At 50.2% G+C, this 26,987-nt stretch carries 24 protein-coding genes and 1 pseudogene; 15 read left to right on the top strand and 10 right to left on the bottom strand.

Features of this window, described 5'->3' with window-relative positions:
- Position 1 precedes the first annotated feature (1 nt).
- Entirely contained in the window at positions 2-220 is a 219-nt protein-coding gene (locus ABRS97_RS09290; RefSeq protein ID WP_367813134.1) for a hypothetical protein, read from the top strand.
- Between the two features lie 250 nt (positions 221-470).
- On the opposite strand, the gene ABRS97_RS09285 is transcribed toward ABRS97_RS09290, so the two are convergent.
- Complete coding sequence (locus ABRS97_RS09285; RefSeq protein ID WP_367813132.1) at positions 471-1,451, bottom strand: cation diffusion facilitator family transporter; 981 nt, start codon at positions 1,449-1,451, stop codon at positions 471-473.
- Between the two features lie 302 nt (positions 1,452-1,753).
- Here ABRS97_RS09285 and ABRS97_RS09280 point away from each other — a divergent pair, with 302 nt between their 5' ends.
- The 4 genes from ABRS97_RS09280 to ABRS97_RS09265 all read left to right on the top strand — a co-directional run bounded on the left by ABRS97_RS09280 (position 1,754) and on the right by ABRS97_RS09265 (position 6,665).
- Positions 1,754-2,320: a glycerol-3-phosphate responsive antiterminator gene (locus ABRS97_RS09280; protein ID WP_367813130.1), complete on the top strand. Its 567-nt coding sequence runs from the start codon at positions 1,754-1,756 to the stop codon at positions 2,318-2,320.
- A gap of 15 nt (positions 2,321-2,335) precedes the next feature.
- Positions 2,336-3,829 carry a glycerol kinase GlpK gene (gene glpK / locus ABRS97_RS09275; protein WP_367813129.1) on the top strand — a complete coding sequence of 498 codons (1,494 nt, stop codon included), beginning with the start codon at positions 2,336-2,338 and terminating at the stop codon, positions 3,827-3,829.
- A gap of 190 nt (positions 3,830-4,019) precedes the next feature.
- Complete coding sequence (locus tag ABRS97_RS09270) at positions 4,020-5,933, top strand: glycerol-3-phosphate dehydrogenase/oxidase (protein WP_367813625.1); 1,914 nt, start codon at positions 4,020-4,022, stop codon at positions 5,931-5,933.
- Positions 5,934-6,077: 144 nt separating this feature from the next.
- The gene (locus ABRS97_RS09265) at positions 6,078-6,665 is read left to right on the top strand and encodes a TVP38/TMEM64 family protein (RefSeq protein ID WP_367813128.1); all 588 of its coding nucleotides are present in this window, start codon (positions 6,078-6,080) and stop codon (positions 6,663-6,665) included.
- Positions 6,666-6,943: 278 nt separating this feature from the next.
- Here the strand turns inward: ABRS97_RS09265 and ABRS97_RS09260 are convergent, their stop codons facing one another.
- The 3 genes from ABRS97_RS09260 to ABRS97_RS09250 all read right to left on the bottom strand — a co-directional run bounded on the left by ABRS97_RS09260 (position 6,944) and on the right by ABRS97_RS09250 (position 10,123).
- Complete coding sequence (locus ABRS97_RS09260) at positions 6,944-7,996, bottom strand: ATP-binding protein (RefSeq protein WP_367813623.1); 1,053 nt, start codon at positions 7,994-7,996, stop codon at positions 6,944-6,946.
- A gap of 186 nt (positions 7,997-8,182) precedes the next feature.
- Positions 8,183-8,917 carry a DUF421 domain-containing protein gene (locus tag ABRS97_RS09255; RefSeq protein WP_367813127.1) on the bottom strand — a complete coding sequence of 245 codons (735 nt, stop codon included), beginning with the start codon at positions 8,915-8,917 and terminating at the stop codon, positions 8,183-8,185.
- 177 nt (positions 8,918-9,094) lie between these two features.
- Positions 9,095-10,123, bottom strand: coding sequence for a zinc-binding alcohol dehydrogenase family protein (locus ABRS97_RS09250; RefSeq protein ID WP_367813125.1), 1,029 nt, complete (start codon positions 10,121-10,123; stop codon positions 9,095-9,097).
- 124 nt (positions 10,124-10,247) lie between these two features.
- Between ABRS97_RS09250 and ABRS97_RS09245 the strand changes: the two genes are divergently transcribed.
- Positions 10,248-10,619, top strand: coding sequence for a winged helix-turn-helix transcriptional regulator (locus ABRS97_RS09245; protein WP_367813123.1), 372 nt, complete (start codon positions 10,248-10,250; stop codon positions 10,617-10,619).
- A 3-nt stretch (positions 10,620-10,622) separates the two neighbouring features.
- The gene (locus tag ABRS97_RS09240) at positions 10,623-10,844 is read left to right on the top strand and encodes a helix-hairpin-helix domain-containing protein (RefSeq protein WP_367813122.1); all 222 of its coding nucleotides are present in this window, start codon (positions 10,623-10,625) and stop codon (positions 10,842-10,844) included.
- On the opposite strand, the gene ABRS97_RS09235 is transcribed toward ABRS97_RS09240, so the two are convergent.
- The 3 genes from ABRS97_RS09235 to ABRS97_RS09225 form a co-directional block, all read right to left on the bottom strand.
- Positions 10,823-11,605 (bottom strand): spermidine synthase, encoded by a 783-nt coding sequence (locus tag ABRS97_RS09235; protein ID WP_367813621.1) that lies wholly within the window; start codon positions 11,603-11,605, stop codon positions 10,823-10,825. The genes ABRS97_RS09240 and ABRS97_RS09235 overlap by 22 nt on opposite strands.
- 101 nt (positions 11,606-11,706) lie before the next feature.
- Positions 11,707-12,207: a DinB family protein gene (locus ABRS97_RS09230; RefSeq protein ID WP_367813121.1), complete on the bottom strand. Its 501-nt coding sequence runs from the start codon at positions 12,205-12,207 to the stop codon at positions 11,707-11,709.
- Positions 12,208-12,273: 66 nt separating this feature from the next.
- Positions 12,274-13,218, bottom strand: a complete 945-nt coding sequence (locus ABRS97_RS09225) for a helix-turn-helix transcriptional regulator (protein ID WP_367813120.1) — start codon at positions 13,216-13,218, stop codon at positions 12,274-12,276.
- A 185-nt stretch (positions 13,219-13,403) separates the two neighbouring features.
- Here ABRS97_RS09225 and ABRS97_RS09220 point away from each other — a divergent pair, with 185 nt between their 5' ends.
- A complete protein-coding gene (locus tag ABRS97_RS09220) occupies positions 13,404-14,231 on the top strand; it encodes a hypothetical protein (protein ID WP_367813119.1) in 828 nt (275 codons plus the stop codon).
- A gap of 110 nt (positions 14,232-14,341) precedes the next feature.
- Here ABRS97_RS09220 and ABRS97_RS09215 read toward each other — a convergent pair whose 3' ends face one another.
- Positions 14,342-15,571 carry an aminopeptidase gene (locus ABRS97_RS09215; RefSeq protein WP_367813117.1) on the bottom strand — a complete coding sequence of 410 codons (1,230 nt, stop codon included), beginning with the start codon at positions 15,569-15,571 and terminating at the stop codon, positions 14,342-14,344.
- Between the two features lie 83 nt (positions 15,572-15,654).
- On the opposite strand from ABRS97_RS09215, the gene ABRS97_RS09210 reads away from it, so the two are divergent.
- From ABRS97_RS09210 to ABRS97_RS09185, 6 genes are all read left to right on the top strand, one after another.
- Complete coding sequence (locus ABRS97_RS09210; protein ID WP_367813116.1) at positions 15,655-17,319, top strand: glutamine--tRNA ligase/YqeY domain fusion protein; 1,665 nt, start codon at positions 15,655-15,657, stop codon at positions 17,317-17,319.
- Between the two features lie 823 nt (positions 17,320-18,142).
- Entirely contained in the window at positions 18,143-18,847 is a 705-nt protein-coding gene (locus tag ABRS97_RS09205; protein ID WP_367813115.1) for a response regulator transcription factor, read from the top strand.
- Entirely contained in the window at positions 18,841-20,232 is a 1,392-nt protein-coding gene (locus ABRS97_RS09200) for a sensor histidine kinase (RefSeq protein WP_367813114.1), read from the top strand. The genes ABRS97_RS09205 and ABRS97_RS09200 overlap by 7 nt, the downstream gene beginning before the upstream one ends.
- A gap of 73 nt (positions 20,233-20,305) precedes the next feature.
- Positions 20,306-20,953 carry a hypothetical protein gene (locus ABRS97_RS09195; protein ID WP_367813112.1) on the top strand — a complete coding sequence of 216 codons (648 nt, stop codon included), beginning with the start codon at positions 20,306-20,308 and terminating at the stop codon, positions 20,951-20,953.
- Positions 20,954-21,099: 146 nt separating this feature from the next.
- On the top strand, positions 21,100-21,936 hold the full coding sequence (locus tag ABRS97_RS09190; RefSeq protein ID WP_367813110.1) for a DUF72 domain-containing protein: 837 nt from the start codon (positions 21,100-21,102) through the stop codon (positions 21,934-21,936).
- 94 nt (positions 21,937-22,030) lie between these two features.
- Complete coding sequence (locus ABRS97_RS09185) at positions 22,031-22,531, top strand: NADPH-dependent FMN reductase (RefSeq protein WP_367813108.1); 501 nt, start codon at positions 22,031-22,033, stop codon at positions 22,529-22,531.
- A 12-nt stretch (positions 22,532-22,543) separates the two neighbouring features.
- Here ABRS97_RS09185 and ABRS97_RS09180 read toward each other — a convergent pair.
- Positions 22,544-23,673 (bottom strand): IS3 family transposase gene (locus tag ABRS97_RS09180; protein ID WP_483312436.1). Its coding sequence is split into 2 segments (ribosomal slippage): positions 22,544-23,409 and positions 23,409-23,673, totalling 1,131 coding nucleotides; the frame shifts between segments, so codons are not numbered across the junction.
- Positions 23,674-23,914: 241 nt separating this feature from the next.
- Between ABRS97_RS09180 and ABRS97_RS09175 the strand changes: the two are divergent.
- Positions 23,915-25,368, top strand: a pseudogene (locus tag ABRS97_RS09175) (IS1182 family transposase).
- Between the two features lie 129 nt (positions 25,369-25,497).
- Here ABRS97_RS09175 and ABRS97_RS09170 read toward each other — a convergent pair.
- A complete protein-coding gene (locus ABRS97_RS09170) occupies positions 25,498-26,172 on the bottom strand; it encodes a hypothetical protein (RefSeq protein WP_367813105.1) in 675 nt (224 codons plus the stop codon).
- Between the last annotated feature and the right edge of the window lie 815 nt (positions 26,173-26,987).

Here is a 26,987-nt window from a genome sequence, read left to right as displayed (position 1 = left end):
TGTGGCGCTTACAGGAGATGAAGGCTCCAGCAAGGGGAGCTGGATGGAGCTGAAAGGTCCATTTAGGGCGCTACGGGTAGAGGAGCGCGTAGAAGTCTGGTCTGTAGCGCCCATTGTGGCGCTTACAGGAGATGAAGGTTCCAGCAAGGGGAGCTGGATGGAGCTGAAAGGTCCAATTTGGGCGCTACGGGTTAAGGAGCGCGTGAAGACGGGTCTGTAGCGCCCATTGTGGCGCTTACAGGAGAAGCAGGCTCCAGCAAGGGAAGCTGGATGGAGCTGAAAGATCCATTTAGGGCGCTACGTGACAAGGAGCGCTTGAATACGGTGCTGTAGCGCCCATTGTGGCGCTTACAGAAGTGAGGTGGCGTTCCAAGGCTGGGAAGCGCAACCAGAGACGGAAAAAAGACTGCTGAACGGTAGCTCCGTACAGCAGTCTTTTGGTAAGTTGATCAGGTCCGTAATCCCGTGAGTTAGCGGTTATGCACCGACACCCAGTTTCTGACGCCGTTATCCTCGATAATGCCGAGGGTTACGTCTGTGATGTGCGGGTCAAGCAGCAGTTTCTCGCGGATTTTGAACTTGATGTCGTCAGCATCGGCAAGCGATAAACCGCGATCCAGCTCAATCAAGCCTTCCACGTGGTAGTAGCGTCCTTCTTGCAATACGCGCATCTGGTAAATGTCGGTGACGGTGGCTTCGGAGAAAATAATTTGTGCGACTTTATCTTCTACTTCCGGAGGAGCAGCGACTCCAATCAATCCGACCATATTGTCGTAGCCGACCCGGAACGCGACGCCGACCATCAGAACGCCGATCACGATCGTCATGATGCCATCGAGGACGGCGAAATTGGAGACGGAAGTGACAACGACGGCGATTAAAGCGAGCAATGATCCTGTCGTTGCGACCAAATCCTCATAAAAAACTAACCGGGTCGACGGCGCAGCGCGGTTGATATTTTTGAAGGAGGCAGCAACTTTGGCCAATCCGTGAGCTTCAACGCGGGCTTCGTGCACAACCTCTTTCATCGCTTTAACTAGCACGTAGCCATCGACTGCTATGGATAGGAGGAGTACGGCCAAATTCAGCCATAAACCGGATGAATGAACAGGGTGTTTGAGCAAATGAATGCCTTCTTTAATCGTTTCGTAAGCCATAATCGTGACCACGATAACCGCGATCATACAAAATATATGAATCACACGCCCGAAGCCAGTCGGGAATCGACGTGTGGGTTTCTTTTCGGAAAGTACGCTGCCTGTAAAAACAAAAGCTTGATTCACGGCATCGGCTACGGAGTGCATCGTTGAAGCGAACATTGCGCCGTTACCTGTCATGGCGGCTGCAATGCCTTTGACAATGGCGATGAAGGTGTTGCCAATGGCTGCATTGGCGGATGACATGTTGCCTTTCTTCAGTAAGCTCCAAAAGCTGGTGTGTTCGGGGTCCATTTGTTCTAAAATCCTCCTATGATGATTGCTTATATTTCGTATATTTCATGTATGTTATACGCGCAAAGCGGTCATTTGGTTTCAATACGTGAAACAGGCTGCGCGCACAAGGCAATAGGGTGGAAGGGTTTCAAAGGAACCAATAACCATTGACACGGGGTGTCGGGGTAGATAGAATGGAAATAAGTTCATACATGTGACGGAGAACAGGAGACTCACGCAGATTGCCAAATGAATAATTCGGCGATTTTCGTGAGTCTTTTTGTTCTGGAATTTCACGATACGAAATGGAGACGAACATCATGTCGTTGCAAGAGCAGCGTATTTTACCGGCCATTCGCAAAATCAAAGATTTAGAAAAGCTGTTTGCGTCAAGCTACACGTACATTGTGCTGCTCGATAGTCATATCGGCCAGCTCAAAAGCATTGTCGATCTTGCGCGAGCAAACGGAAAGAAGCTGCTGCTGCATGCGGATTTGATCGAAGGCTTGAAAAATGACGAGTATGCGGCTGAGTTTTTGTGCCAAAGCATACGTCCGGCAGGACTGATTTCTACGCGGGCAAATGTGATCACGAAGACGAAGCAGAACGGACTGTTGGCGATTCAGCGGCTTTTTCTGCTCGACAGTTCAGCTTTAAATAAGGGCTATGCACTGCTGGAGAGGACGAAGCCTGATTTCATCGAAGTGCTGCCTGGGGTCATTCCGCACATTATTACTGAAGTGAAGGAACGCTCGGGGATTCCCATTTTCGCTGGCGGCCTCATTCGCACTGTTAACGATGTAGATCTTGCGTTGCAGGCGGGAGCGACAGCGGTTACGACGTCCTATACGGAGCTGTGGAAGCATTACGAAAAAAGTTCTAAATAAGGGGGGGACGTGCCAATGAACGCAACCTATATGCTGTCTTTGGATCAAGGTACGACAAGTTCCAGAGCCATTTTATTCAATAAGCAAGGCGCTATCGTGCATGCAGCACAGCAGGAGTTTCAGCAGCATTTCCCTAAACCGGGCTGGGTGGAGCATGATGCGAACGAAATTTGGGTCTCGATACTGGGCGTGATTGCTAGGGTGCTTTCGGAAGCGGGCGTGCAGCCTGCAGAGATTGCTGGCATTGGCATCACGAATCAGCGTGAGACAACGGTCGTGTGGGATCGGGATACTGGATTGCCGGTGTATCATGCGATTGTATGGCAATCGCGGCAAACGGCCGATATCTGTGAGGAGCTGAAGCGGCAAGGCCTGAATGATCTATTTCGAGAACGCACAGGGCTGCTGATCGATGCTTATTTTTCCGGAACGAAAATCAAATGGATCCTCGATCATGTCGAAGGCGCACGCGAGAGGGCAGTCCGGGGCGATTTGCTTTTCGGGACCATGGATACATGGCTCATCTGGCGTTTAACCGGAGGGGATGTGCATGTAACGGATTATTCGAACGCTTCACGGACGCTGCTTTACAATATTCATGAGCTTCGGTGGGATGAGGAGCTGCTGCGATTGCTCGATATTCCGGCTTCTATGCTGCCTGAGGTGCGCTCTTCTTCGGAGGTATATGGATACACGCAGGAAAGCCATTTCTTTGGAGCTTCTATTCCTATTGCAGGCGCAGCGGGCGATCAGCAGGCGGCTTTGTTCGGGCAGGCTTGCTTCGAAAAGGGGATGGCCAAGAACACATACGGCACGGGCTGCTTCATGCTCATGAATACAGGCAATCGAGTAATTCCCTCGCGCAGCGGATTGCTGACGACGATTGCTTGGGGCCTGAATGGGAACGTGGAATACGCGCTGGAAGGCAGCATTTTCGTGGCGGGCTCGGCAATTCAATGGCTGCGTGATGGACTTCGGATGATAGAGTCTGCCGGGGACAGCGAAATGTATGCGGCACGTGTAGCTTCGACAGATGGGGTATATGTCGTTCCGGCCTTCGTGGGGCTGGGGACCCCCTATTGGGACAGCGATGTGCGTGGCGCGGTCTTCGGGCTGACGCGAGGGACGTCCAAGGAGCATTTTGTCCGGGCGACGCTGGAGTCGTTGGCGTACCAAACGAGAGATGTTTTGCAGGCGATGCAGGATGATTCAGGCATTGAGCTGACGAAACTGCGTGTGGACGGCGGTGTCGTGAAAAATGATTTCCTGATGCAGTTCCAAAGCGACATGTTGAGCGTCACGGTCGAGCGTCCGCGCATTAATGAGACGACGGCCTTGGGGGCTGCGTATCTAGCTGGTTTAGCCGTTGGCTTCTGGAAGGATCAAGCGGAGATTGCGGCGCAGTGGCAGGTGGAGCGGGCATTCGATCCGCACATGGACAGCGAGGTTCAAGGCAGGTTGTATAATGGTTGGAAAAAGGCGGTTCATGCCGCGATGGCTTTTAAATAAAGGCAGTCAATGTTATACTGATGACAAGTTCATATTCGGTTGGAGAATTGGAGAAACCACAGCGGGCCTATGCGTGCAGACGTATTAGGAATGTTGTGGTTTTTATTTTTACCTTCGAAGGGGAGAGAATGCGATGACGATGCATAAACATGGATTTTCGGGATTGAATCGAACTGCAAACTTGCAAGCAATGTCGGATCAAACGTTTGATTTGATCGTGATTGGCGGCGGTATTACAGGGGCGGGCATTGCTTTGGACGCGCAGAGCAGAGGCTTGCGGACGGCGCTTGTCGATATGCAGGATTTTGCGGCAGGTACGTCCAGCCGTTCGACGAAGCTGGTGCACGGAGGGCTGCGTTATTTGAAGCAGCTGGATGTGAAGGTTGTTGCTGAGGTAGGCAAGGAACGCGCCATCGTGTACGAAAATGGACCGCATGTGACAACGCCGGAGTGGATGCTTTTGCCTTTTTATAAAGGGGGGACGTTCGGCAAAATGTCGACGTCGCTCGGTCTGCGAGTGTACGATTTCTTGGCTGGCGTGAAGCGTTCGGAGCGCCGCCGCATGTTCGATCCGGGGCAGACGTTAGCCCACGAGCCGTTATTGAAAAAAAATGACCTCAATGGCGGGGGCTACTACGTCGAGTACCGGACGGACGATGCCCGGTTGACGATCGAGGTGATGAAAAAAGCGGTTGAGCTTGGCGCTGTGGCGGTGAATTATGCCAAGGTTGAGGAATTGCTCGTGAAGGACGGCAAGCTGGTCGGCATACGGGTGGTCGATCAGATTGGGGGTTCGCAGGCGGGGTATGGCAAGGAGCAGTCTGGACGGGAGTATGGAGGGGAGCAGGGACTAGGGCACGAGGAAGTGGAAGAGCAAAGGCAAGAGCACGAGCAAGGGCAAGAGCAAGGGCAAGAGCAGGAGCAAGAGCAGGAGCAAGTGCAAGTGCAAGTGCAAGTGCAAGTGCAAGTGCAAGTGCAAGGACAGGAGCAAGAACAAGGGCAAGAGCTAGAGCAGGAGCAACGGCAAGAACAAGAGCACGGATTAGGTCTGGGCAAAGACCAAAGCCAGAACAATGGTCAAGGCGCTTCCTACTCACTCTACGCCAGCAAAATCGTCAACGCCGCAGGACCGTGGGTAGATACGCTGCGGGAAATGGACCATTCGAAGCATGGCAAAACGCTGCATCTGACCAAAGGGGTCCATCTGGTGTTTGATCAGAGCCGATTCCCGCTGCGGCAGGCGGTTTATTTTGATACGCCGGATGGGCGCATGGTCTTTGCCATCCCGCGGGATGGCAAAACCTACATCGGGACGACGGACACGAACTACAACGGGGAAATCGTGAATCCCCGCATGACAATGGCGGATCGCGCCTACGTGCTGCGCGCGGCCAATGAGATGTTCCCGTCCCTCGGGTTGACGGAGGCGGACGTCGAATCGAGCTGGACCGGGCTGCGCCCGCTGATCCATCAGGAGGGCAAAGACCCCTCGGAGATTTCGCGGCGCGACGAAATCTTCGTCTCGGACTCCGGCCTGATCTCGATGGCCGGGGGCAAATTGACCGGCTACCGCAAAATGGCGGAGACGGTCGTAGACAAAATCGCCGGCATGCTGACGGCAGAGGGCAAGGCTCCGGCGGCGCTGACGCCGAGCCGAACCCGCACGCTGCCGATTTCCGGCGGCGATGTGGGCGGCTCCGCAAAGCTGGCGCCGTTCTTGCAAAGCAAGGTCAGCCAAGGCCTGCGGCTGGGGCTGACCGAGGCGGAGGCCGCGCTGCTCGCGCGCCGTTACGGCTCCAACGTGGATGCCGTCTATGAGCGGCTAGAGCAGCTTCGGGGCGAAGCGGCGGAGCGCGGCCTGCCCGCCGCGGTGCTCGCTGCGCTCGCGTACGCGATGGAGTGCGAGATGGTCGTAAAACCGGCGGATTTCTTCATCCGCCGCACGGGCGCCCTCTTCTTCGACATCGCGTGGGCCAACCGGTGGAAGGCGCCGGCGATCGCCTTCCTCGCGGAGCGCTTCGGCTGGGACGAAGCGCAGAAGGGCGCCTACACCGCGGAGCTGGAGCAGCTGCTCCATGAAGCCGTGAACCCCATGGAGGCGTAAGCTCCTGAGTCAGATCAAAGAAACCAGACGAGAAATCCAACTGGTTTCTTTTTCCATGCAGGCTCGGTTATTTCTATGCTATCATGCCTATAAGGTTCTTTTCAGCCGATTAGGAGTTTAGCAGAAGTAGGTGTAGGTTGGCATATGGGAGTTTCAGAACTGTTGTCTTATTTGACCGAAGAAAATTTAATGCTGTGGCTGGAAAAGTACCGCGCATTGGGTCCCTTTCCGGGCATTTTTCTAACCTTTATGAAATCGTTCGTACCACCGCTCCCCACTCTTGTAATTATTAGTGTGAATGCGGCGGTGTATGGGCTGTGGCTCGGGTTTTTGTATTCTTGGATCGGTATTGTGAGCGGATGTGTAACGACGTTTCTTCTCATCAAGAAGCTAGGCAAACACCGCTATTTGGAGCGCTGGATTCTGAAGCCCAAGGTGCAAAAGGCGCTCGTCTGGGCCCGTCGCCAGGCGTTTAGCTATGTGTTTATTCTCAGCTTGTTTCCCGTAGGGCCTTTTGTTGTGGTCAACATGGCGGCGGCGCTTGTGGGGATGAGGCTGCGTTCTTTCTTGATTGCTGTGGCGCTTGGCAAAGGGGTTATGGTGCTGTCGGTTTCTTTTATCGGCTACGATTTGAGACGATTTATTGAGCATCCGTTTCAAATCCTCTACGTTGTTTTGTTCGTTGCGCTTTCCCTCGTCATCACCAAGCAAATCGAGAAGCGATTTGTGTAAGTTTAACGGAACGACAATCCGCTATCGGGTGGAAAATGTTCTACTCTTGTAAACTGGCGGAACGTGGGTGCGTTATCGGCGGGAAAAAGGGTGTTTGAACCCGAAAATCAATGGAATAAGGCATCACAGTTCCTCCTGTGCGTTGATTCAGCGTTTTTTTGGTAAATAGCGCACTCTAGTTCCGCTAAGTTGGTCTAGCAGGCTAGCTACTTACCCGCAGGCGATCTGTTTTCGGTTGTCGACTTGTTCGACAGCCTATTTTTGCTGTCCAGACGCGCCTAAATAACTTGAATGTGCAGATTCGGGTAGGCCTTGGACACTTCAGCGATTTGATTGTGCAGGACCGCTAGATCGAACGTTGCATGAAAAATGTCAGGATCCGGCAGGAACGTGATGCTCGTTCCGGTTTCTTTGGTCACGCCAACAGTCAGCAGATCGCTCTGCGGAATGCCGTGCTTGTAGTGCTGTTGGAACACTCTGCCGTTTCGGCGGATTTCGACGGAGAGCTCTAGCGAGAGGGCATTGACGACGGGCATGCGGATGCCCTTTTCACCGCCGGGCGCTAAGAACGAAGCGCTTGCGCTGAGACGGTTCATGTCCGTGAGGATCGTTTGAACGCGAGGACTTTCGCAGTCAGGGAGCGCCTCAACGGGAATGCCCCGACCGTTGTCCGCAACGGTTACGCTACCGTCTCCGTGCAGGAAGAGGCTTATCTCGCTGCAATAGCCGGCCTGATGCTCAAGGATGGAATTCTCAATGACGGCCCATAGCAGATGATGAGGATCGTACGACTCCTGCGTGCTGCCGAGGTAGTCGCCAGCGTTATTTCGGGCTTCCGTCATGTCCATATAATCGCTCGTATCCAGTATGTCGGAAGCGGCCGCAAGCAGCAGAAGCAGGGGCAGCGCGCGATGGGCAGGCAACGAATAGGCACCGCCTCGTTCTTCTTGGACAAGCAGATCGGCGCCTAGCAATGCTTTCATATGATGGTATAGCTGGCCTGTCGTCCCCATGTTCAGACGTTCTACCAACTCAGGCCCTGTCAAAGGCTCTTGCAGTACGGATCGCAGGATATCCAATCGCTGCTTGTGCCCTAGTGCAGCTAGTATTTTCGCAACCTTGTCGCTGTCCACGTGCAGGAGCTGGCTGATACGCCTTTCCTGAGGCTCCCATCGCAAGCTGGATTGTCCGCTGCGGTACTGCCCCGAATAAAACACGCCTCCATTATCGTTTTCCGAGACCTGACGCTGGATTTTAAGCTTGCCTGCCTCTTCCGGCTTATGCATGAACTGTCTGACCAGTTCTTGAAGTTCATTCAATTGCGCTTGCATGCGATCTAGTTCGCTTCCATAGTCCCGTGATGCGCTCAAAAGGATCACCTCTTGTAAATTATTTAAATACGTAATTACGTAAATAAATAATAACATAAAGTTTACTGTCTGTAAATGGTTTCGAAATGCGAAAAAGCACCCTCCTTCCAGGTTGCAAGGGTGCCGTCTCCGTACATTTATCAAAAGCTAGACCAAGGATTGTTTGTTCTTTTTCTGATTAGAAAGATTCGAATACACACGCACATGCTCATGATCATCGATCGTGGCTAACGCGATATCAGGAATGTGATGGTCAGCGGCATGTATGATGGCCTCCAGCCATGCGGAATTTTTGCCAAGCTGATGAAGTAGCCTGTGATCTACCGTACCGTCCATAATAATCGGCCTCACCAGAGTGAAAGGCGATGTGCTTATGTTCATATCTGACGCGGTCACTGGCTGGTGCTGGGGTTCTATGAATAGAGATATCGTCCCGCCGGGCTCCCATAGGGCTAGAGCAACGTTTTGGATATTCTCGACTTGCTGCTTGCGCAACTCGGAGAATAGGTGGTCGATCGAGATTTTCGCTTTCAATAGATTATTCATTTGAATTTGACCGTGTTGAATGAGCGTGAGCGGCGGCGGATCCAGGTAATGCTGCAGGAATTTCCATTTCAGGCTAAGCCATGAAGTCAATACATACAACATAATGAGGACGATGGTTGTTGTCATCGATCCTGCCAACCCCGAATGTTCATCCGAAAGCGGATGGGCGAGAATGTTCCCAAGAATCAAAGCAATGATGAAGTCTAAAAAGCGGAGCTGGGAGATTGAGCGTTGGCCCAATGATTTAGCGGCGATGAGTAGAAACAAATAAGCGACAACGGCTCTCAGCATCCACTGGATTGTCGTTAGGGATTCTTGATTATGGAAAAAGTCCAATGACGGTCACATCCCGGAGTTAAATGTGAAGAAACACCATTTAGCATGGATGGATATTCCAGATATTATCCATAAACTAAATATTGGCATACACGCCTAATTAGGACTTAGCTATGGTAAGGATGATGGGGATGCTTGATCGGTCGTCTGTGTGCTTTCGAATAGAACGAGAAAATCCTATTGAAATTGTTCCACAACCACTTTTCCAATTGTTTTACCCGACTCCACGATCGCATGAGCCTTGCGCAAGTTGACGGCATTTATTGGTGCGAGCCGCTGGGAAAGGGTTGTTCGCAGTTCGCCTGCATCGATACGATCCGCAATTTGATTCAGGAGGTGATGTTGTTCAATCGTGTCAGCCGTTTTATACATGGATCTCGTATACATAAGCTCCCAAACGAAGGTTACGCTTTTATTTTGAAACAAATTTAAGTCTAAAGGCGACTTTGTGTTTGCAATTAAGCAAATTTTACCCTGCGGGGCGATAGCCTCAGCCATACTTTTCCAATGCGCTTCTGTTTGATTCAAGCAGAAAATATAGTCGACAGTGCGATAACCGAGCTTTTCTAATTGCGGCAAAAAGGGTTCGAAATGATTGATCGTATGGGTGGCGCCGCGCGTTAAAGCCCATTCGGACGATTCCGGGCGAGATGCGGTACCGATCACGGTTAAACCGGCCGCGCTTGCCAGTTGAGTTGCGATTGATCCTACACCTCCGGCTGCGCCGATAATGACTATCGTTTTGCCGGTATTGTCAGCTTGAACTTGCGAGATGCCGAGTCGGTCAAACAGCCCTTCCCAAGCTGTAATTGCGGTCAATGGAAGCGCCGCTGCCTGCGCAAAGTCCAGGGTCAGGGGCTTTCTGCCGACAATCCGTTCATCCACCAGATGAAACTCGCTGTTACCGCCCGGTCGAGTAATGCTTCCTGCATAAAACACCTCATCTCCCGGTTTAAAAAGTGTGCAATCGGCTCCGACAGCTTCCACGACGCCTGCGACATCCCAACCGAGTACGCGCGGATGCTCCTCAATAGTTTCTTTTGGTGAGCGAACCTTCACGTCTACGGGGTTTACAGAAACGGCCCTCACTTGTACAAGCAAATCCCGCCCTTGCGGCGAAGGTTTACTTACTGCAACATCAACCAAACTTTCCAGATGATCGATCGGTAAATACTTATGTAATCCAACAGCTTTCATGAGTGTCATGTTATTCCCATCATCTCTATTATTGGATTCGACCCCATTATATGGGATAATACTCATATTAGTAAGTACGCACATTTCTGATATGTAGTATCAAATAATATACTATGGAGAAAGGAAGAGATAGATGCGAGATCGTAAAAGTGGATACGAGGATTGCACGAATGAGGAAGGTTGTCCTGTCGAGTTTACGCTTGAACTTATAGGGGGGAAATGGAAGGGGATTCTTCTTTACCATTTAGTTGGGGGGACAAAGCGGTTCAACGAATTCCGCAAAATATGTCCGCATATCACGCAGCGAATGCTCACCCTGCAACTAAGGGAACTCGAGAACACTGGCATCGTTCACCGTGAGGTCTATCACCAGGTGCCGCCAAAAGTGGAGTACTCGCTAACGACTTTTGGAAGAACGCTGGAGCCGATTATCCTTGCCATGAAACAGTGGGGCGAAACGTACAGAAGTAACGTCGAAGTTCATTCAGAGCTTGGAAGGAAATGAATCATGCCGAAGAGTAACATGCCAAAAGAACCGGAAAACGATCTTCCGGTCAAATTAGCCAAGCCTGCGCGCCGGGCGCTTATTGGGGCGGGATACTTGTGGCTGGAGCAGTTCGCTAAGCTTAACGAGAAAGAGATATTGCAGCTTCACGGCATGGGGCCAAAAGCGCTGGGACAGCTCCGTCGGGCGCTAGTCGCTAAGGGTCAATCGTTCGCAGACGGATGAGGAGAGCGATCCCTTATGAGATAACCAGGTCTGGGAGCGATCTCCGTGAAACCGGACATGCTTCGTAATTGGAACAGAATGGGCTGGTTGCTGCCGATGAGTATGATATTCTGAATGTCCGCGCCGCCCTCCGAGGGTAAGGAAAATGATTTGGTATAAGCGAATTCCTCGCCCAGTGTCGTATGCACAGCGTTGATTAGCTGGTCGTTCTGCCCTTTCCCCATCAGGTTCATCAGGATAGACCCCTGGGAATCGAGTTTTTCACGAGCTATCGCGAAAAATTCTCTGGAAATTAGATGTGGCGGAGTTCCCTTATCGCTGAAGGCATCCAAAATAATATAGTCATACGCGCCGGGCGCTTCATGCCCGAGTATGTACCTGCCATCGCCTACAAGTACATTATCCTGGCTGTACCCAAAATACCTCCTGCTGAGCGCCACGACCTTGTCATCAAGCTCGGCTACTTTAAAGCGCTTCTCCGAGAAGTGGCTGGCAATCGTCCCAATTCCGTGGCCGATGACAAATACCTTTTCGAATGAGGGGTTGTTAGCCTCCATTAAGTGTATAATCGCCCGCGGATATTCAAACACGATTCGCTGCGGATTATTCATATCCAGTGCACCCTGAATAGCCTGGTTGGAAAACTGCATCACTCGAAATAAACCCTTCTCCCCATACAGCTCCGTTGTTTCATAAACAGTGATTTCCTGATTGTCACTGAATTCCCGTATCAGCAAGCGCAAGTCATTAATCTCCTTCAGTGAACCTAAGTATTCTAGTGATGACCCTCGCGAAAGACAGAAAGTTGCTAGTTTCAAAAAAGAGCACATCTCTGTGCTCTTCGATTTCTCTTGGGTACTTTCTAAACCAACGGCTGCATGCCGCGCTCCAGCCAATCCTCGCGGGTCGGGCCGTAGATATCCGGCACGCGAAGATCGGCTTGGCGCATTAAGACGATCATTTCGCCGCGATGGTGGATTTGATGGGAGATGAGGATACGCAGCGTAAGGCTGTTAGGCCACATCTCTCCGTACATATCACTGCTTTCAGCTAGCGTTGCATCCGTCCACTGCGACTGAATGGCATCCACCAGCGCTGCGGAGGCGGCGCGGTATGTATCTGCGATCATTTTTGCAGAAGAGGGGGCGTGTTCTTCGCCTTCAGGGAAATTGAGCTGGAGTCCGGTACGCGACAGCATTTCCGGAATGGTGGTGGCAATGTGCCACCCCAATTGCCCCAATGCGCGGAAATTGGGAGCAATCTGCTGGCTGAGCGAAGCATCTGTTAACGTTTCCAGGACTTTTAGTGTAGCTGCGGATTCAATGTTCCATTCATCGATGAAGGAAGAGATCGTTGTAAACATGAGTGAAGCCTCCTTTGATTGAAAAGCATAGATCTATCATAGACTAGCACTGCTGACAACATACTGTCAGTGTTCCTTGGTATAGATCTCGACAATTTGTTGAGCTCTATCTTTTATAGCCTCGGCAATATGGGCAGGTTCAATAATGCGCAAGTGCGGACCGTAGCTCAGCAGCATACCGTACAGCCACGATTCGTCCGGTTGAACCGAGGTGACCAGCAAAGTGCCGTCGGGCTGCTCGGCGATTTGTTCAGGCTGGAAGTAATCCTCCACCTGGGCGCGTGAAGCCGGTTGCACCTGAAGCACGAGTTTGACGAAATTGTCGTGATCTCTTTTGCCCCAGCCATAGTGAAGCTGTTCGATCGTTTCTGCTTTGCGTTCGAAGGTTCGGGAGAGCACTTCAATCTCTTTCATCCGGGATAGCCGAAAGATGCGATAATCCTGGCGAAGCAGGCAATATCCGTACAAATACCAGCCAAATCCTTTGACGACGATGCCCATAGGTTCGGCAGTACGCACAGAAATCTGGCTCTGCGAGGTGATGTATTGGAAAGAAATAAGCTGGGATTGCCGGATGGCAGTTCGCAGCGTATTGAGCTTCTCTTTGTCTGCGCTGCCTTTACGCCATGGGTTTATATCGAAGATGAACTGGTCGTTCAAGTTGGCAACTGTGTTTTGCTCCGATTTGGCGACAAGGGCGCCAACTTTATCGAGAAGGTTGCCCACTTCCTGTTCGCCAACGGTGGAGCGGATGCCTTTGAGTCCGACGATAATGGATTGCAGTTCTTCTAATGAAAGAAACTGGCGATCGAGCCGGTATTGCTCCATGATCTCATAGCCGCCGCTTGTCCCGGCGTAGGAGGCAATGGGGACTCCAGCTTGGTTAATCGCTTCTACATCGCGGTATACCGTTCTTAGGGAAACTTCAAAACGCTCGGAAAGCTCCTTCGCGCTAATTCTTCTGCGGTTCAGCAGGAGCATTGTGATAGCGAGCAGGCGATCGATTTTCAAAAAAAGCACCTCATTCATACATTACTCTTCGTGTAAAATTCGATTGCGCGGGGAGGAATTCCTTTAATGTAAGCCGATCCGGATTGCAAATTCTCCATTCGCCGCGCGAGTGGCTCCGCATACATGATGGAAATAGTTGAAATAATAAGGCGGATTTGAAATCCAGCCGAAGCGAGTTGAGTACATTGTTTAGAAAGACTGCAAGAACCGCCCTGCACACGGCGGCAATCGGTTTGCTTTTAGTTGGGCTATCCATGTGGGGAACGAATGTCCATGCAGCCGAAAATAAGGAGGAGCTGCCTCCGGTGGGACCCAATGCCTCGCAGGGACAACTCTTGCAAACCCGCGAAATTGATGTCACTGGCGACGGCAAGCCAGACAATGTGGCACTCTTCGGGACGAAGCAAGATAACGCTAGCCCTTATTTCACGAAGCTTTTCATCGTTGTCTCGGGTCCGTCGCAGACGCAGGTCGTTATTCCGTTGGAAGGCGGTTATAATCCGCAGCTTGGTTTCTGCGATGTCAATGGAGATCGCGTGCCTGAGATCTATGTGTCCGCCGAAACAGGAGGTAGCGGGGGTCTCTCCTATTACTATCTGTATACGTTAAAAAATAACGTGCCGACGGCGATTCCTCTCCCTGATCCGCTGCACGTCCAAGCGACGTTTAAGAACAATTATGTCGTGAAGCTGAAAATCGGGGAAACCGGCAAATCCTACAAAATCGATATCAAAGATAAGAAAGCGGATTACGACCGATTCGGCGTGTACAAAAATGGCAGGCTGATCAAGCCGATCATCGTTGACGTCAATCCGTATGGTTTGCTTCAACCCATCGACACCAACGGTGACGGCGTCTGTGAGCTGAAAGGGATTCAGCGGATCACGGGAATTGCCAATGCCGATACGATTGGATATGTGACTTCCCTCTGGAAATGGGAGAACGGCAAGTGGGTGCTGCGTGAATCTACGATTCAGAAAAAACTGCAGCCTGGTCACGCAGGGCATCAATAAACAAACTTCGATCGATCATGTACGTAGGCTAATGAAAAACACCGCAGTGTTGCCCAAACTCGATGGGAATTCGAGTTCTGTGCAAACAGCCTGCGGTGTTTTTTAAGTTGTCACGCCCAGTTGCCTTTGCGGAACAAAGGCTCACGCGTGCCATCAGCCTTGATTCCATCGATATCCATCTCAGCTGATCCGATCATGAAGTCCACGTGAATCAAGCTTTTGTTGTAACCGTTCGCGGCCAGTTCTTCAGGGCTCATCGCGGTTCCGCCTTCTATGGTGAACGGATAGGAATTCCCTAACGCTACGTGACAGGAGGCATTTTCATCGAACAACGTGTTGTAGTAAATAATGCCTGATTGTGAAATCGGCGAATCGTAAGGCACGAGCGCAACCTCGCCCAAATAGCGGGCGCCTTCGTCCATGTCCAGCATCTTGTTCAGCACTTCTTGACCGACATCTGCAGTGGCGCTGATCACTTTGCCGTTCTCGAACGTCAGGCTGAAGCCTTCGATGAGGGAGCCTTGGTAGTTCAGCGGGAGCGTGCTGCGAACTGTGCCATTCGTGCCGTTCCGGCGCGGCATCGTGAACACTTCTTCCGTCGGGATGTTCGGCACGAAGAAGATGCCGCTATCCGTGTGGCTTCCCGCAGCGACCCAGAGATGCTTAGGTGCAAGCTCGATATAGAGATCGGTACCAGGCGCTTGCAGATGCAATTGCTTGTATTTTTTGCCGTTCAGCATATTCTGCTTGTTGTTCAAAAGCTGGATGTGTGTGTCCCAAGCCGCTATCGGATCGTGGCTATCTACGCGAGTAAGCTTAAAGATCTGCTCCCACAGCGCTGTAATTTGTTCAGATGCGCTGAGATTCGGAAATACTTTGGCCGACCATTCGGCAGTCGGATAAGAAATCATCAGCCAGTTCACTTGATTGCTGCGCATATATTGCAGGAAGCCTTCACGTGCAGTAGCGGCTGCTTTGCCTGAGACGGCAACCCGTTCAGGGTCGATGCCTTTGAACAAATCGGAGTTTGGCGCATAAATTTGCAGGAACGCCGCGCCGCCTTTGGCTAGCTCCTCTAGTCCGTTCGCCCGCCACATTGGATACTCGCGAAGCGTGGATTCCGGAGCATGCTTCAGACGGAGTGCCTTAACCTCGTCGTCGTCCCAGTCGATAACGACATCTTTGGCTCCGGCGTCGTAAGCTTTTTTCGTTATTTTGCGCACAAAGTCTGCACACGAAATTGGCGTCATAATGACGACGGTTTGGTCTTTCTGGACGTTCAGTCCAACCTTGATGGCTAGCTCTGCATATTGCTCCAGGCACTGCTCAAATGTCTTCATCTCGCTAGCTCCTTTATATTTTAGTAAGATTTAGTGTATGATAGAAAATAAAACTTGAACCGTGGGAGAAAGGCTGGCAAACAATGGATACGAAAACTGCACCAACGAGCACTCCATCTAATTTCATTAAAAACATTGTAAACGAAGATTTAAATTCAGGCAAAGTCAGCCAGGTTATCACTCGATTTCCCCCGGAACCGAACGGATACCTTCATATAGGTCATGCCAAATCGATTTGTCTCAATTTTGAGCTTGCGGATGAGTTCAAGGGGTTAACGAACCTGCGCTTTGATGATACGAATCCGGTGAAGGAAGACGTCGAATATGTCCAGTCGATTAAGGAAGACGTCGCTTGGCTTGGTTTCCAGTGGGACGGTCTGTTCTTTGCTTCTAATTATTTCGATGAAATGTACAATCGCGCCCTGGTTTTGATTCGCAAAGGGCTTGCTTATGTAGACGACCAAACGGCTGATCAAATCCGTGAAACACGCGGAACCTTGACTGAGCCAGGTCAAAATAGTCCGCATCGCGACCGCACGGTGGAAGAGAACCTTGGTTTGTTCGAGCGCATGCGTGCGGGCGAATTCAAGGACGGCGAGCGGGTGCTTCGCGCCAAGATTGATATGTCGTCGCCGAACATCAACTTCCGTGATCCGATTCTTTACCGTGTCGTTCACGCGCATCACCACAATACCGGGGATGCTTGGTGCATCTACCCGATGTACGCTTACGCGCATCCGTTGGAGGATGCGATTGAAGGCGTCACGCACTCGATCTGTACGCTGGAGTTCGAAGATCAACGTCCGTTCTACGACTGGGTTATTCGCGAGTGTGAAATGCCGAACGTGCCTAGACAGTATGAATTTGCGCGCTTGAATCTAACGAACACCGTGATGAGCAAAAGAAAGCTGAAGCTTCTCGTTGATGAGAAAGCTGTGGACGGTTGGGACGATCCGCGGATGCCGACCATCTCCGGGCTTCGCCGCAGAGGCTTCACGCCAGAAGCCATTCGCGCTTTCGCCCGCGAAATCGGCGTTGCAAGAAGCAACAGTACCGTTGATGCGAAGATGCTGGATCACTTCATTCGCGAGGATTTGAAATTGAAGGCGCTGCGTACGATGGGTGTCCTGAACCCGCTCAAAGTGGTGATTACCAACTATCCGGAGGATCAGGTTGAGATGCTAGAAGCGGAAAACAATTCGGAGAATCCGGAGATGGGTTCCCGTCAAATTCCGTTCTCGCGAGAAATTTATATCGAGCAGGATGACTTCATGGAGAACCCGCCGAGCAAATATTTCCGTTTATTCCCCGGCAATGAAGTTCGCTTGAAGAACGCATACTTCATCAAGTGCAACGATTTCATTAAAGATGAGACCGGCAAAGTGGTCGAACTGCACTGTACGTACGATGTCGAAACGAAGAGCGGCAGCGGCTTCACCGGCCGTAAAGTCAAGGGAACGATCCACTGGGTGGACGCGAAAAGCGCGGTGCCAGCGGAATTCCGCTTGTATGAGCCGCTGATTCTGGACGATGAAGAGAACGAAGGCGCGTCTTTCTTGGAGAACTTGAACCCGAATTCCTTGCAAATCGTGCAAGGCTTCGTGGAAGAGAACATGAAGCAGGCGCAGCCGCATGATAAGTTTCAGTTTTTCCGCCACGGTTATTTCAACGTGGATCCGAAATATACGACGAACGATCGATTGGTGTTCAATCTGATCGTTTCGTTGAAAAGCTCGTTTGTCGTCTAGCCGGAGTGGCAAGATGGAATCAAACGCAACAAGAATCCTAGTGTAAACTAGGATTCTTTGTTGATTGCGGAGGCTGTGCGCCTCCCGCTTTCGGGAGTGAACAGCAACCAGCCGTGTGCCACGCGCGAGCTGAAAGGCCCTTTTTGGCCGCTACAGGTGAAGTGTAGCGGGAAGGCTGCTTTGTAAGGCCCGAAAAGGGCCTTACGGGAGTGAAAAGCAACCAGCCGCGTGCCTCGCATGCGCTGAAAGGCCCTTTTTGGCCGCTACGGGTGAAGCGTAGCGGGAAAGCCGCTTCGTAAGGCCCGAAAAGGGCCTTGCGGGAGAGAACAGCAACCAGCCGCGTGCCTCGCAAGCGCTGAAAGGCCCATTTTGGCCGCTACAGGTGAAGCGTAGCGGGAAGGCCGCTTCGTAAGGCCGTAAACGGGCCTTGCGGGAGTGAAACCCAACCAGCCGCGTGCCACGCAAGCGCTGAAAGGCCCTTTTTGGCCGCTACAGGTGAAGTGTAGCGGGAAGGCTGGTTTGTAAGGCCGTAAACGGGCCTTACGGGAGTGAAAAGCAACCAGCCGCGTGCCTGGCAAGCGCTGAAAGGCCCTTTTTGGCCGCTACGGGTGAAACGTAGCGGGAAAGCCGCTTCGTAAGGCCCGAAAAGGGCCTTACAGAGTGAAAAGCAACGAGCCGCGTGCCACGCACGAGCTGAAAGGCCCTTTTTGGCCGCTACAGGTGAAGCGTAGCGGGAAAGCTGCTTCGTAAGGCCCGAAAAAGGCCTTACGGGAGTAAAAAGCAACCAGCAGCGCAGCGCAAAAAGTTCAAAGGAGTGAGCCAAATGACAACCGTACTGGTCGTGGACGATGATCCTAATATTTGCCGGATTACGAAGCTGTATCTGGAGAAGAGCGGTTATGCCGTTGAAACCGCCCATGACGGGGAGCAGGCGCTCGCGCAGTTCGATGCGTTGCAGCCTGATTTTGTGGTGCTGGACCTCATGATGCCGAAGCGTGACGGCTGGTCCGTTTGCCAGAAAATCCGTGCCATGAGCGACGTGCCCATCCTGATGTTGACCGCAAGGGGACAAGTGGAGGAGCGGATCGAGGGTCTGCATATGGGCGCTGACGATTATTTGGTAAAGCCTTTTGACCCGAATGAAATGGTGGCGCGCATTACGACAATTCTTCGCAGAACGCTTCAACGAACGGATAGGCCGATCCAAACGAATCTTTACGAAGTGGGCAGTCTTCGGCTGGATGCAAGTTCGCATGAAGTTTCCGTAGAAGGGAAGCAAGTGGCGCTGCCCAAAAAGGAATACGAGCTGCTGTTGTTCCTCGTGCGAAACCCGAATCAGGTGTTCACACGCGAGGATCTCATTACGAAAATATGGGGCTGGGACTTCGAAGGCGAGGATCGTGTCGTCGACCTGTACATCAAGCGACTGCGGGAGAAGTTGTCCGCCTTGACGGAGAGGAAGAAGGACTGGAGCATCCGCACGGTTTGGGGTGTCGGGTATAAGTTCGAGGGACCAGACATATGCTGAACTCTTTTTATCGTAAGCTATTATTCATCTATATAAGTATTACCATTGTTTCAATTCTGGCGATTTCCGGTACAATTGGCTACTCCATGCATCAGATCACCTATGAACGCAGCGAGACGCTTCTTCTGGAAAAGGTGGAGCAGGTGGAGGCGCTGGCCACAGATTTGCTCGATAACGCGATGCAGCAGAAGGATTTCCGCAAACAAATCAATACGATTGAGAAAACGTCCAAAGTCCGCGTATCCGTGGTCAGACATCCGAAACTGAATTCGGACAAATTCGTTTCGGTGGGCGAGGTGCCTGCACGCAAGGAATGGGTTGATCAAGTGCTGGGCGGGGCGCAGGTAACTGTAGAAAGCAACTTTGCACAGAATAGCACGGTGAAAATGCTGATTGTCGGACAGCCTGTCCTGCTGAATGACAAGGTTGTCGGGGGCATCTTTCTGTATACGCCTATCGAGAACATTGAAGGATTGACGGATGGCATTAACCGGGCCATTTATCTGTCTGCTCTGCTCATCTCGATTCTGGCGGTGGCGGTACTGTACTTCGTTTCGCGCCACTTTGTGAAGCCGATACAGCTCATGAGCAAGAGGGCCGAGGCGCTGGCGGAAGGTGATTTTAGCGGGAGAGTCACGGTCCGTGGGAACGACGAAATCGCTTCGTTGGCAGGCTCCCTTAACCGGATGGCGGGTAAATTGGAAAAGGTGGAAGTCAGCCGCAAGCGCTTGCTTTCTGAAATTTCCCACGAGCTTCGGACACCGCTTACAACGCTTCGGGCATCGCTTCAAGGTATCGTAGACGGCGTTGTCGAACCCCGGGATGCGCACGATTTTATCCAAGTCTCACTGGGTGAAACGATGCGATTAAGCAACATGGTGGACGACCTGCTGCAACTCTCCTCTTTTGAAGAAAAGCAGGTGAAGCTGGACATTCAGGAGGTCGATGTCACGGAATTGATGACGCTTGTCGTCACGCAGCTGAAGATGAAGGCAAAAGCGAAGGAAATTGAGCTGTCGGCTGAGGAAGGGGAGCCATTCATCGTCCCTGTCGATGCGGACAGGCTGAGACAGGTGTTCATCAATCTGCTGGACAATGCGATCAATCACATTTCGCCTGGATCGTCGGCAGGAATCCGCATGCGTGCGACGAAAAATGACCGCTGGATTGAAGTATGGGACAACGGCCCTGGGATTCCAGCGGAAAAGCTGCCGCATTTGTTTGATCGCTTCTACAAAGCGGATGAAAGCCGAAATCGCTCCGGCGCAGGGCTTGGACTCACGATCTGCAAGCATATTGTGGAGGCTCACGGTGGTACGATTCGCGTGCAATCGGAGCCTGGGAAAGGGACGGTTTTCTCGATTTTCTTGCCTGTGCCAGCATGACAAACTTATGACATATTTCTCCTGTAGGATAAGGTTCGTAAGCTAAATGAGAAGAAATCGAGGAGTGAACCTTATGTTGAAAAAGTTAACTGGATTCGCTTTGGTCAGCGCAATCGTATTGTCTGTACCGGCTGCCGCTTTTGCCGAGTCCGCTCAAGGCGCTGCATCTGCAACCACCAGCAGCTCGTTTCATCCGGGCAAACAGCTTTTACAGGACAAAGCGCAGTCCCTTGGCATCACGACCGAAGGAAAAACGAATGCACAAATCAAAGCAGATATTCAAGCAGCGGAAACCGCCCGCCAAACGGAGCGCTTGAATAAAGCGGCTGCGAAGCTGGGAATTAGCACGGAAGGCAAAACAATCGACGAGCTTAAAGCTGCGATTAAATCCGCAAGTGAAGCTAAGCTCCAGGCTAAAGCCCAAAAATTAGGAATTAGCACGGATGGCAAATCCAGTAAAGATTTGAAAACAGCGATCCAAGCAGCTGAGCTTGCCAAACTGCAAGAAAAAGCGGTCAAAGCGGGCATCTCTACAGATGGACTGACGGCGAAGCAGATCCGCGCTGCGCTAAATCAAGCCAATGAGGCGAAGAAAGCGGAGAGCGTGGCCAAAAGAGCCGGGAAATTAGGCATCAGCACAGAGGGCAAAACGACGGAACAGATTTTCGCCGAAGTGGAAAGCGCCTTGAAAGCGAAATGGGCTAAGCGGGCTTCAAACTAATCCGGTTCCAACCAACGAACCTCGGGGTACTCCCGGGGTTTTCGTGTTGCACATCTAGAGGGAGCTGATGGTTCAGCTCTCTTTTTGCTGTGTGCTTAAACTAAAGTTACAATAAAGAGAAGCAAGGGGAGCAAGGAGGCGAATTTGTGATTTACATTGGACTTGCCGGTTGGGGTGACCATGAGCTGGGAGAAGGCAGTAAGGGGAAGCTGCGTGAGTATGGGGCGCACTTCCCCATTGTAGAGGTGGACACTTCGTTCTACGCCATTCAGCCAGAGCGAAATTATTCGAAATGGGTGCAGGAAACACCGGACGGTTTCGGATTTGTCATTAAAGCGTACCAAGGCATGACGGGACACCTGCGGGGAGAGAGTCCTTTTGCCGGTGGTCTGGAGCAAATGTTTCAGGCCTTCATAGGCTCGATCCGCCCCGTGCAGGGAGCGGACAAGCTTAAGGCAGTACTGTTCCAGTACCCACCGTGGTTCGAATGCAGTAAAGCGAATGTCGATGTGCTCCGCTATGCCAAAGCCAAGATGGGGGATATCCCCGTGGCGCTGGAATTTCGCCATCAGAGCTGGTTCACGGAGGAAATGCGGGAGAAAACAGTCACTTTCATGCAGCGAGAGGGATGGATGCACAGCATTTGCGATGAGCCGCAAGCAGGAATTGGCTCCGTGCCGACGGTGCTGCAAACGACGCACCCCGATCTGGCCATTGTACGCTTTCACGGTCGCAACGTGGGCGGTTGGGTGCAGAACAGCGAGACGAATTGGCGCGAGGTACGGTATTTGTACCGCTACAATCGCCAAGAGCTGCTGGAGTGGAGGGATCATCTCCTTAAGCTGCAGGAGCAGGTAAAGGAGATTTGTGTAATCTTCAATAACAATTCAGGCGGCCATGCGGCTGGCAATGCGAAGGAATTGATGGCGCTGCTCGGTTTGGATTATGAGGGACTGGCACCGAGACAACTGGACTTATTTTAAGCTATGCAAAAACAAGGATTGACTCTCACACTAATGTCATCGTTTATGCTGAATGAAACCTATAATAATTTTCACTCAGGAAAGGAAGCGGGACATGAACATTGTAGCGATTTCCGGAAGTCTGCGCACGAATTCTTCGAATACGAATCTCCTGCGGGCAGTTGCCAAGCTGGCATCTTCGGATACCGAAGTGACGCTCTATGAAGGGATCGGGGAGCTGCCTCATTTTAATCCGGATATAGACGGAGATGAGTCGCCAGCAGCGGTGACAGCGTGGCGCCAGCAGCTAAAAGCAGCAGACGGCGTTATCGTTTGCACGCCGGAGTATGCCGGCGGAGTGCCTGGCGTGTTGAAAAACGCGTTGGACTGGCTTGTCTCCTCGGGAGAATTTCTCGACAAGCCGACAGTAATTATTAGTGCTTCGCCTCTGCAGACGGGCGCTGAGCAAGCGCATGCTTCTCTTTATATTACATTAAAGATGATGACAGCCAAGATAACAGGGAGGCTCACCGTCCCCTTGGTGAATAAGAAGATAACCGCAGAAGGGACGATTACGGACGCTGCCCTGGAAGAAGAAATGGATTGTCAACACTAAACTGTACAACTTTTATAAGGGCATACTTCTAGCCTCGGCAGGAGTAAGGTAGCCGAGTGTTCCGTGAATTCGGTGATGATTATACCAGTGGACATAATCACGAAGTTCGAGGTCGAGCTGCTCAGCGGTTAAAAAATGAGTTTGATTCGCGAATTCCGTTTTAAAGAGTTTGAAAGCCGCCTCGGCTACGACGTTATCGTAGGGACAACCCTTCCTACTAAGGGATCTTGTAACACCAAATGTTGTCAATGCTTCAGAGATGAGCTTATTGCCAAATTCTTTACCACGGTCGGTATGAAACATTTGAATGCGATTGAGCCGTACCTTGATGCTTGCTAACGCCTTGTAAACAAGCTCTGCATTCTTTCTTGGACCGCTGCTAAAGCCAATGATTTCCCGGTTAAAGAGGTCGACAAACAAGCATACGTAATGCCACTTGCCAGCTACTCTTACGTAGGTAAGATCGCTGACTACAACGGCGTATGCTTCTTCTTGATGAAATTCACGTTGTAACTCATTCTTTACAGCAGACTCATTAGAATCGCTTTTTGAGGGCTTATACTGGGCAACTGTGTAATTAGAAACTAACCCATGTTTGTTCATGATTTGGCCGATCTTACGGCGTGAAACGTCAAGGTTTCGCTTCTTTAATTCCACCTTTATCTTGCGTGTACCGTAGTTATTCCGACTAGCAGTGAAGATATCTATGATCGCATCCTCTAGGCGCTGTTCCTTTTCGTTCTCAGCCGGTTCAGGCTTGTAGTAATAGCTGCTTCTTGGTAATTGCAGGACTTCACACATTGCTGATACCGAGTACTTGTGTGCATTATTGCGAATCACATTTACCTTCGTCCCATGATCAGCGCGGCTTGCTTTAGAATATCATTCTCCATTTTTAGACGCTGATTTTCTTTCCGTAAAGCAATAAGTTCATTTTCCTCTGGGGTTCGATTGGCCTTCTCCTTAAAGGATCCTGAGTTTTGGCTTTGTGAAATCCAACGATCCAGGGCAGACGCACTCAAGTCATATTCCCGAACAATGCTCGCCCTTGATTTTCCATTCTCAAATAGCTGTACCATCTGCTGCTTGAACTCTGCTGTAAATGTTCGTCTTTGTTTTGGCATAGTAGATTCGCTCCTCATCTCTAATTCTATTCTACTAGCCCTTATTTTTTCTGTCTAACTTAGATTAGCCGATCCAAAATTAAGGCATTGTTTATACAAATGGTACCATAGAACTAACACTATCAGAGCCTGCCCAATGAACGTGGGGGGCACTGAAAAAGTCCATTAATGAAAAGGTACAGCCTCTCATTATTTTGAGGGAGCTGTGCCTTTTTTCTTGTATACTTTAAAGTAATAATACGTCGGAAGGGTGAAGATCATGTTCCAGCCTCAACTTTCATTTGCATTAAGCCCGTACACAGCGCTATATGACCTCATCGTGCCGAAAGACAACATGCTGCGCCAGATAAATGAGCTGGTTGACTTCTCCTTCGTCTACGACGAATTGAAAACTAACTACTGTTTGGACAACGGCCGTAACGCTATCGATCCGTTGCGGATGTTTAAATATCTGCTTCTGAAAGCTATTTTCGAGGTGTCGGACGTGGACCTGGTCGAGCGCTCCCGGTACGACATGTCTTTTAAATACTTCCTTCAGATGGCTCCAGAAGAAGCCGTCATCGACCCGAGCTCCCTTACGAAGTTCCGCAAGTTGCGGTTAAAAAACATGGATCTGCTGGATCTGCTCATCGGCAAGACAGTTGAGCTGGCTACTGCGCAAGGGATTTTAACGAGCACGTCCATCATCGTGGACGCGACGCATACAAAAGCCCGTTATAACCAGAAATCACCGAGGGAGATTTTGCAGGACCGTTCCCGTAAATTGCGAAAAGCCATCTACTCCATCGACGACTTGCTGAAGGGGAAGCTGCCTGCCAAGAACGCCGTGGATACGCTCGAGGCCGAGATCGACTATTGCCAGAAGCTCATCGAAGTAACCGAAACTGGGCTTGGTATCGCCCAACTGCCTAAGATTACAGAACCGTTGAACCTGCTAAAAGAGACCGTCGAGGATGACATAGAACAACTGCGCATCTCGCAAGATCAGGATGCGCGCGTCTCGGCCACAAGAGCGCAGATTCCTCGTTTTTTGGCTATAAGACGCATATCGCCATGACCGAGGAACGAATCATTACGGCGGCAATTGTAACGACCGGAGAGAAGAACGACGGCAAGCAGTTGCAATCGCTCATCGAGAAAAGCAAGGCTGCGGGCATGGAGGTAAAGACGGTAATTGGCGATATGGCCTATTCGGAAAAAGAAAACATCGCATACAGCAAGAGAAATCAGATTGAACTCGTCTCCCGGCTTAACCCGCAAATCACCCAGGGTATACGCAAAAAGGAAGATGAATTCGAATTCAATAAAGATGCAGGCATGTATGTATGCAAGGCAGGCCATATGGCGATCCGGAAAGCACGGACAGGAAAAAAGGGAATCAGCAAAAACCAAAAGGACACTTACTATTTCGATGTGGAGGTATGCAAACGATGCCCCTTCAAAGAAGGATGCTACAAGGAGGGCTCCAAAAGTAAAACGTACTCGGTGAGCATGAAATCCGGTGAGCACGCCGAGCAGATGGCATTCCAGGAAACGGAGTATTTCAAAGAGAAGGCGAAAGAACGGTACAAAATCGAGGCCAAAAACAGCGAACTTAAGCACCGGCACGGGTACGATGTAGCCACGTCCTCGGGTCTGTTAGGCATGCAGATACAAGGAGCTATGGCCATATTCGCAGTAAACTTAAAGCGGATATTGAAACTGGCTGACTAAAAAATAGCGTAAAGCCCTATGAAAAATGCGGCACCCTCCGGGAAAATCGGAACAGGTGCCGCATTTTTTGCCTAACGCTTGGACACGTAAGTTCTTCAGTGGCCCCCTTTTTAGTGGGGGGATTTTGTTTTAACCCTGAAGACCTTGCGTATGGTTGTAACGGATTGTGAAGAGAGGATCTAGTTGATAAGCAAATGTTACAACTTTGCGGTTCACATTTGGAAGGTCATAAACAAGTTCTGTAATTTCCTGATTGTTGGTATCTTTACCATTCGTACCATTGGCATCTACCTCTGCGAATCGCGGTAAGATAGTTGTAACTTCTACACGGCTACCATTTGGCATTCCGAGTCCATCGAATGGGACACGAATCTGCAATTCATAGGTGTTCGGCAATCCTACGTTGTTTAGTGGAAAGATTTTGTACTCATATGACAATTCATACAAGTTTGTTGAGCCAGCTACAGGGGTAAGTGTAGATTTCTTCAAGACAGACAGCAGAAGTAGTTTAGCAGCATCTTCTAACGTACCAGTTGGATTTCCATTAAGAGCTTCTTGCTGAATGTCCTCTGTACCCGCTAATAACGTGCTTGCTCTGAATGGCGTTACCTCTAGGTTCTGTAAACGAAGGAAATCAAGCAATGCAGGACTTGCAGTAACACCACTTGGAACATAATACTCGTCCAAAATTGGCTCATCAGTTTTGATTGTGGTTTTAACAAGCACAGTATCAAAAGAATTATTATTATAACGTGAAGTACCATTTACAAAAATCATTACGTCTTGCAAGTTAATATTGGGCATAGGAAACCTCTTTCATAAGTTGTAGTTTTTAGTAACTTATCATGGGCTTGTCCATATCCATTCATTGAGTACAGCATCCAATAGCTACACGCATTTCTTAATGTAAGCAGAACTTTATTATTGCGTGTATTGAACTGGCCAGCTATTATAAAGAATATGTATTCGTTGAATTGCCAAGGATTCAGTGTTGCAACCACTGAACCATATTGGTAATTGAACAGACCCACGATAAGCGTGTTGGTAAAGAATGCATCACGGATGAAGACTTTCAGAAGTCTTCTTTTTTATTTCTCTTTTCTGATACCCCTGAAAGGGGTAGGGCTGCTTGTCTTTTGGTCGAGTATGCGACCAGTTTCTGTGTCACGTTTCGTCCAATTTCCATTAGGGGCTTGGAATTGGCTACGATTAGAGACTTGTCCGATACGACCACCACCTGTGGGTCCGTTTTTTGCCATTATTGCTTCACCTCATTCTCCAAAGTGGCTGGCATTTGTTTCTATGTGTTAATACTAGCATTAATCCCAAATGTATGTCAAGTATTGCATTACATTTTATTTTAATTGCGCAAAGTTATATGTAACACATTGCATGTTTAACGTGAAATAATGGTATTTTTTAAATATATGTATCGTTTAATTATACATATTTATTTACTTGTATAATTTGTTCCTGATTACAAAAAAAGTGTTCACAATTAGACTTGACTTTTACTTTTTATTTTGTTTGCGTTATTGACAAAAATCTTGGGTATAGAGGATACTATAAGTATCTCATAATAAACATAAAGGATACTTTAAGGATACTTTATGTAAATA

The sequence above is a fragment of the Paenibacillus tabacirhizosphaerae genome (assembly GCF_040812395.1).
Classification (GTDB): domain Bacteria; phylum Bacillota; class Bacilli; order Paenibacillales; family NBRC-103111; genus Paenibacillus_E.
Note: the sequence above shows the minus strand (reverse complement) of the source record. Positions and strands in the feature narration are given on the sequence as shown.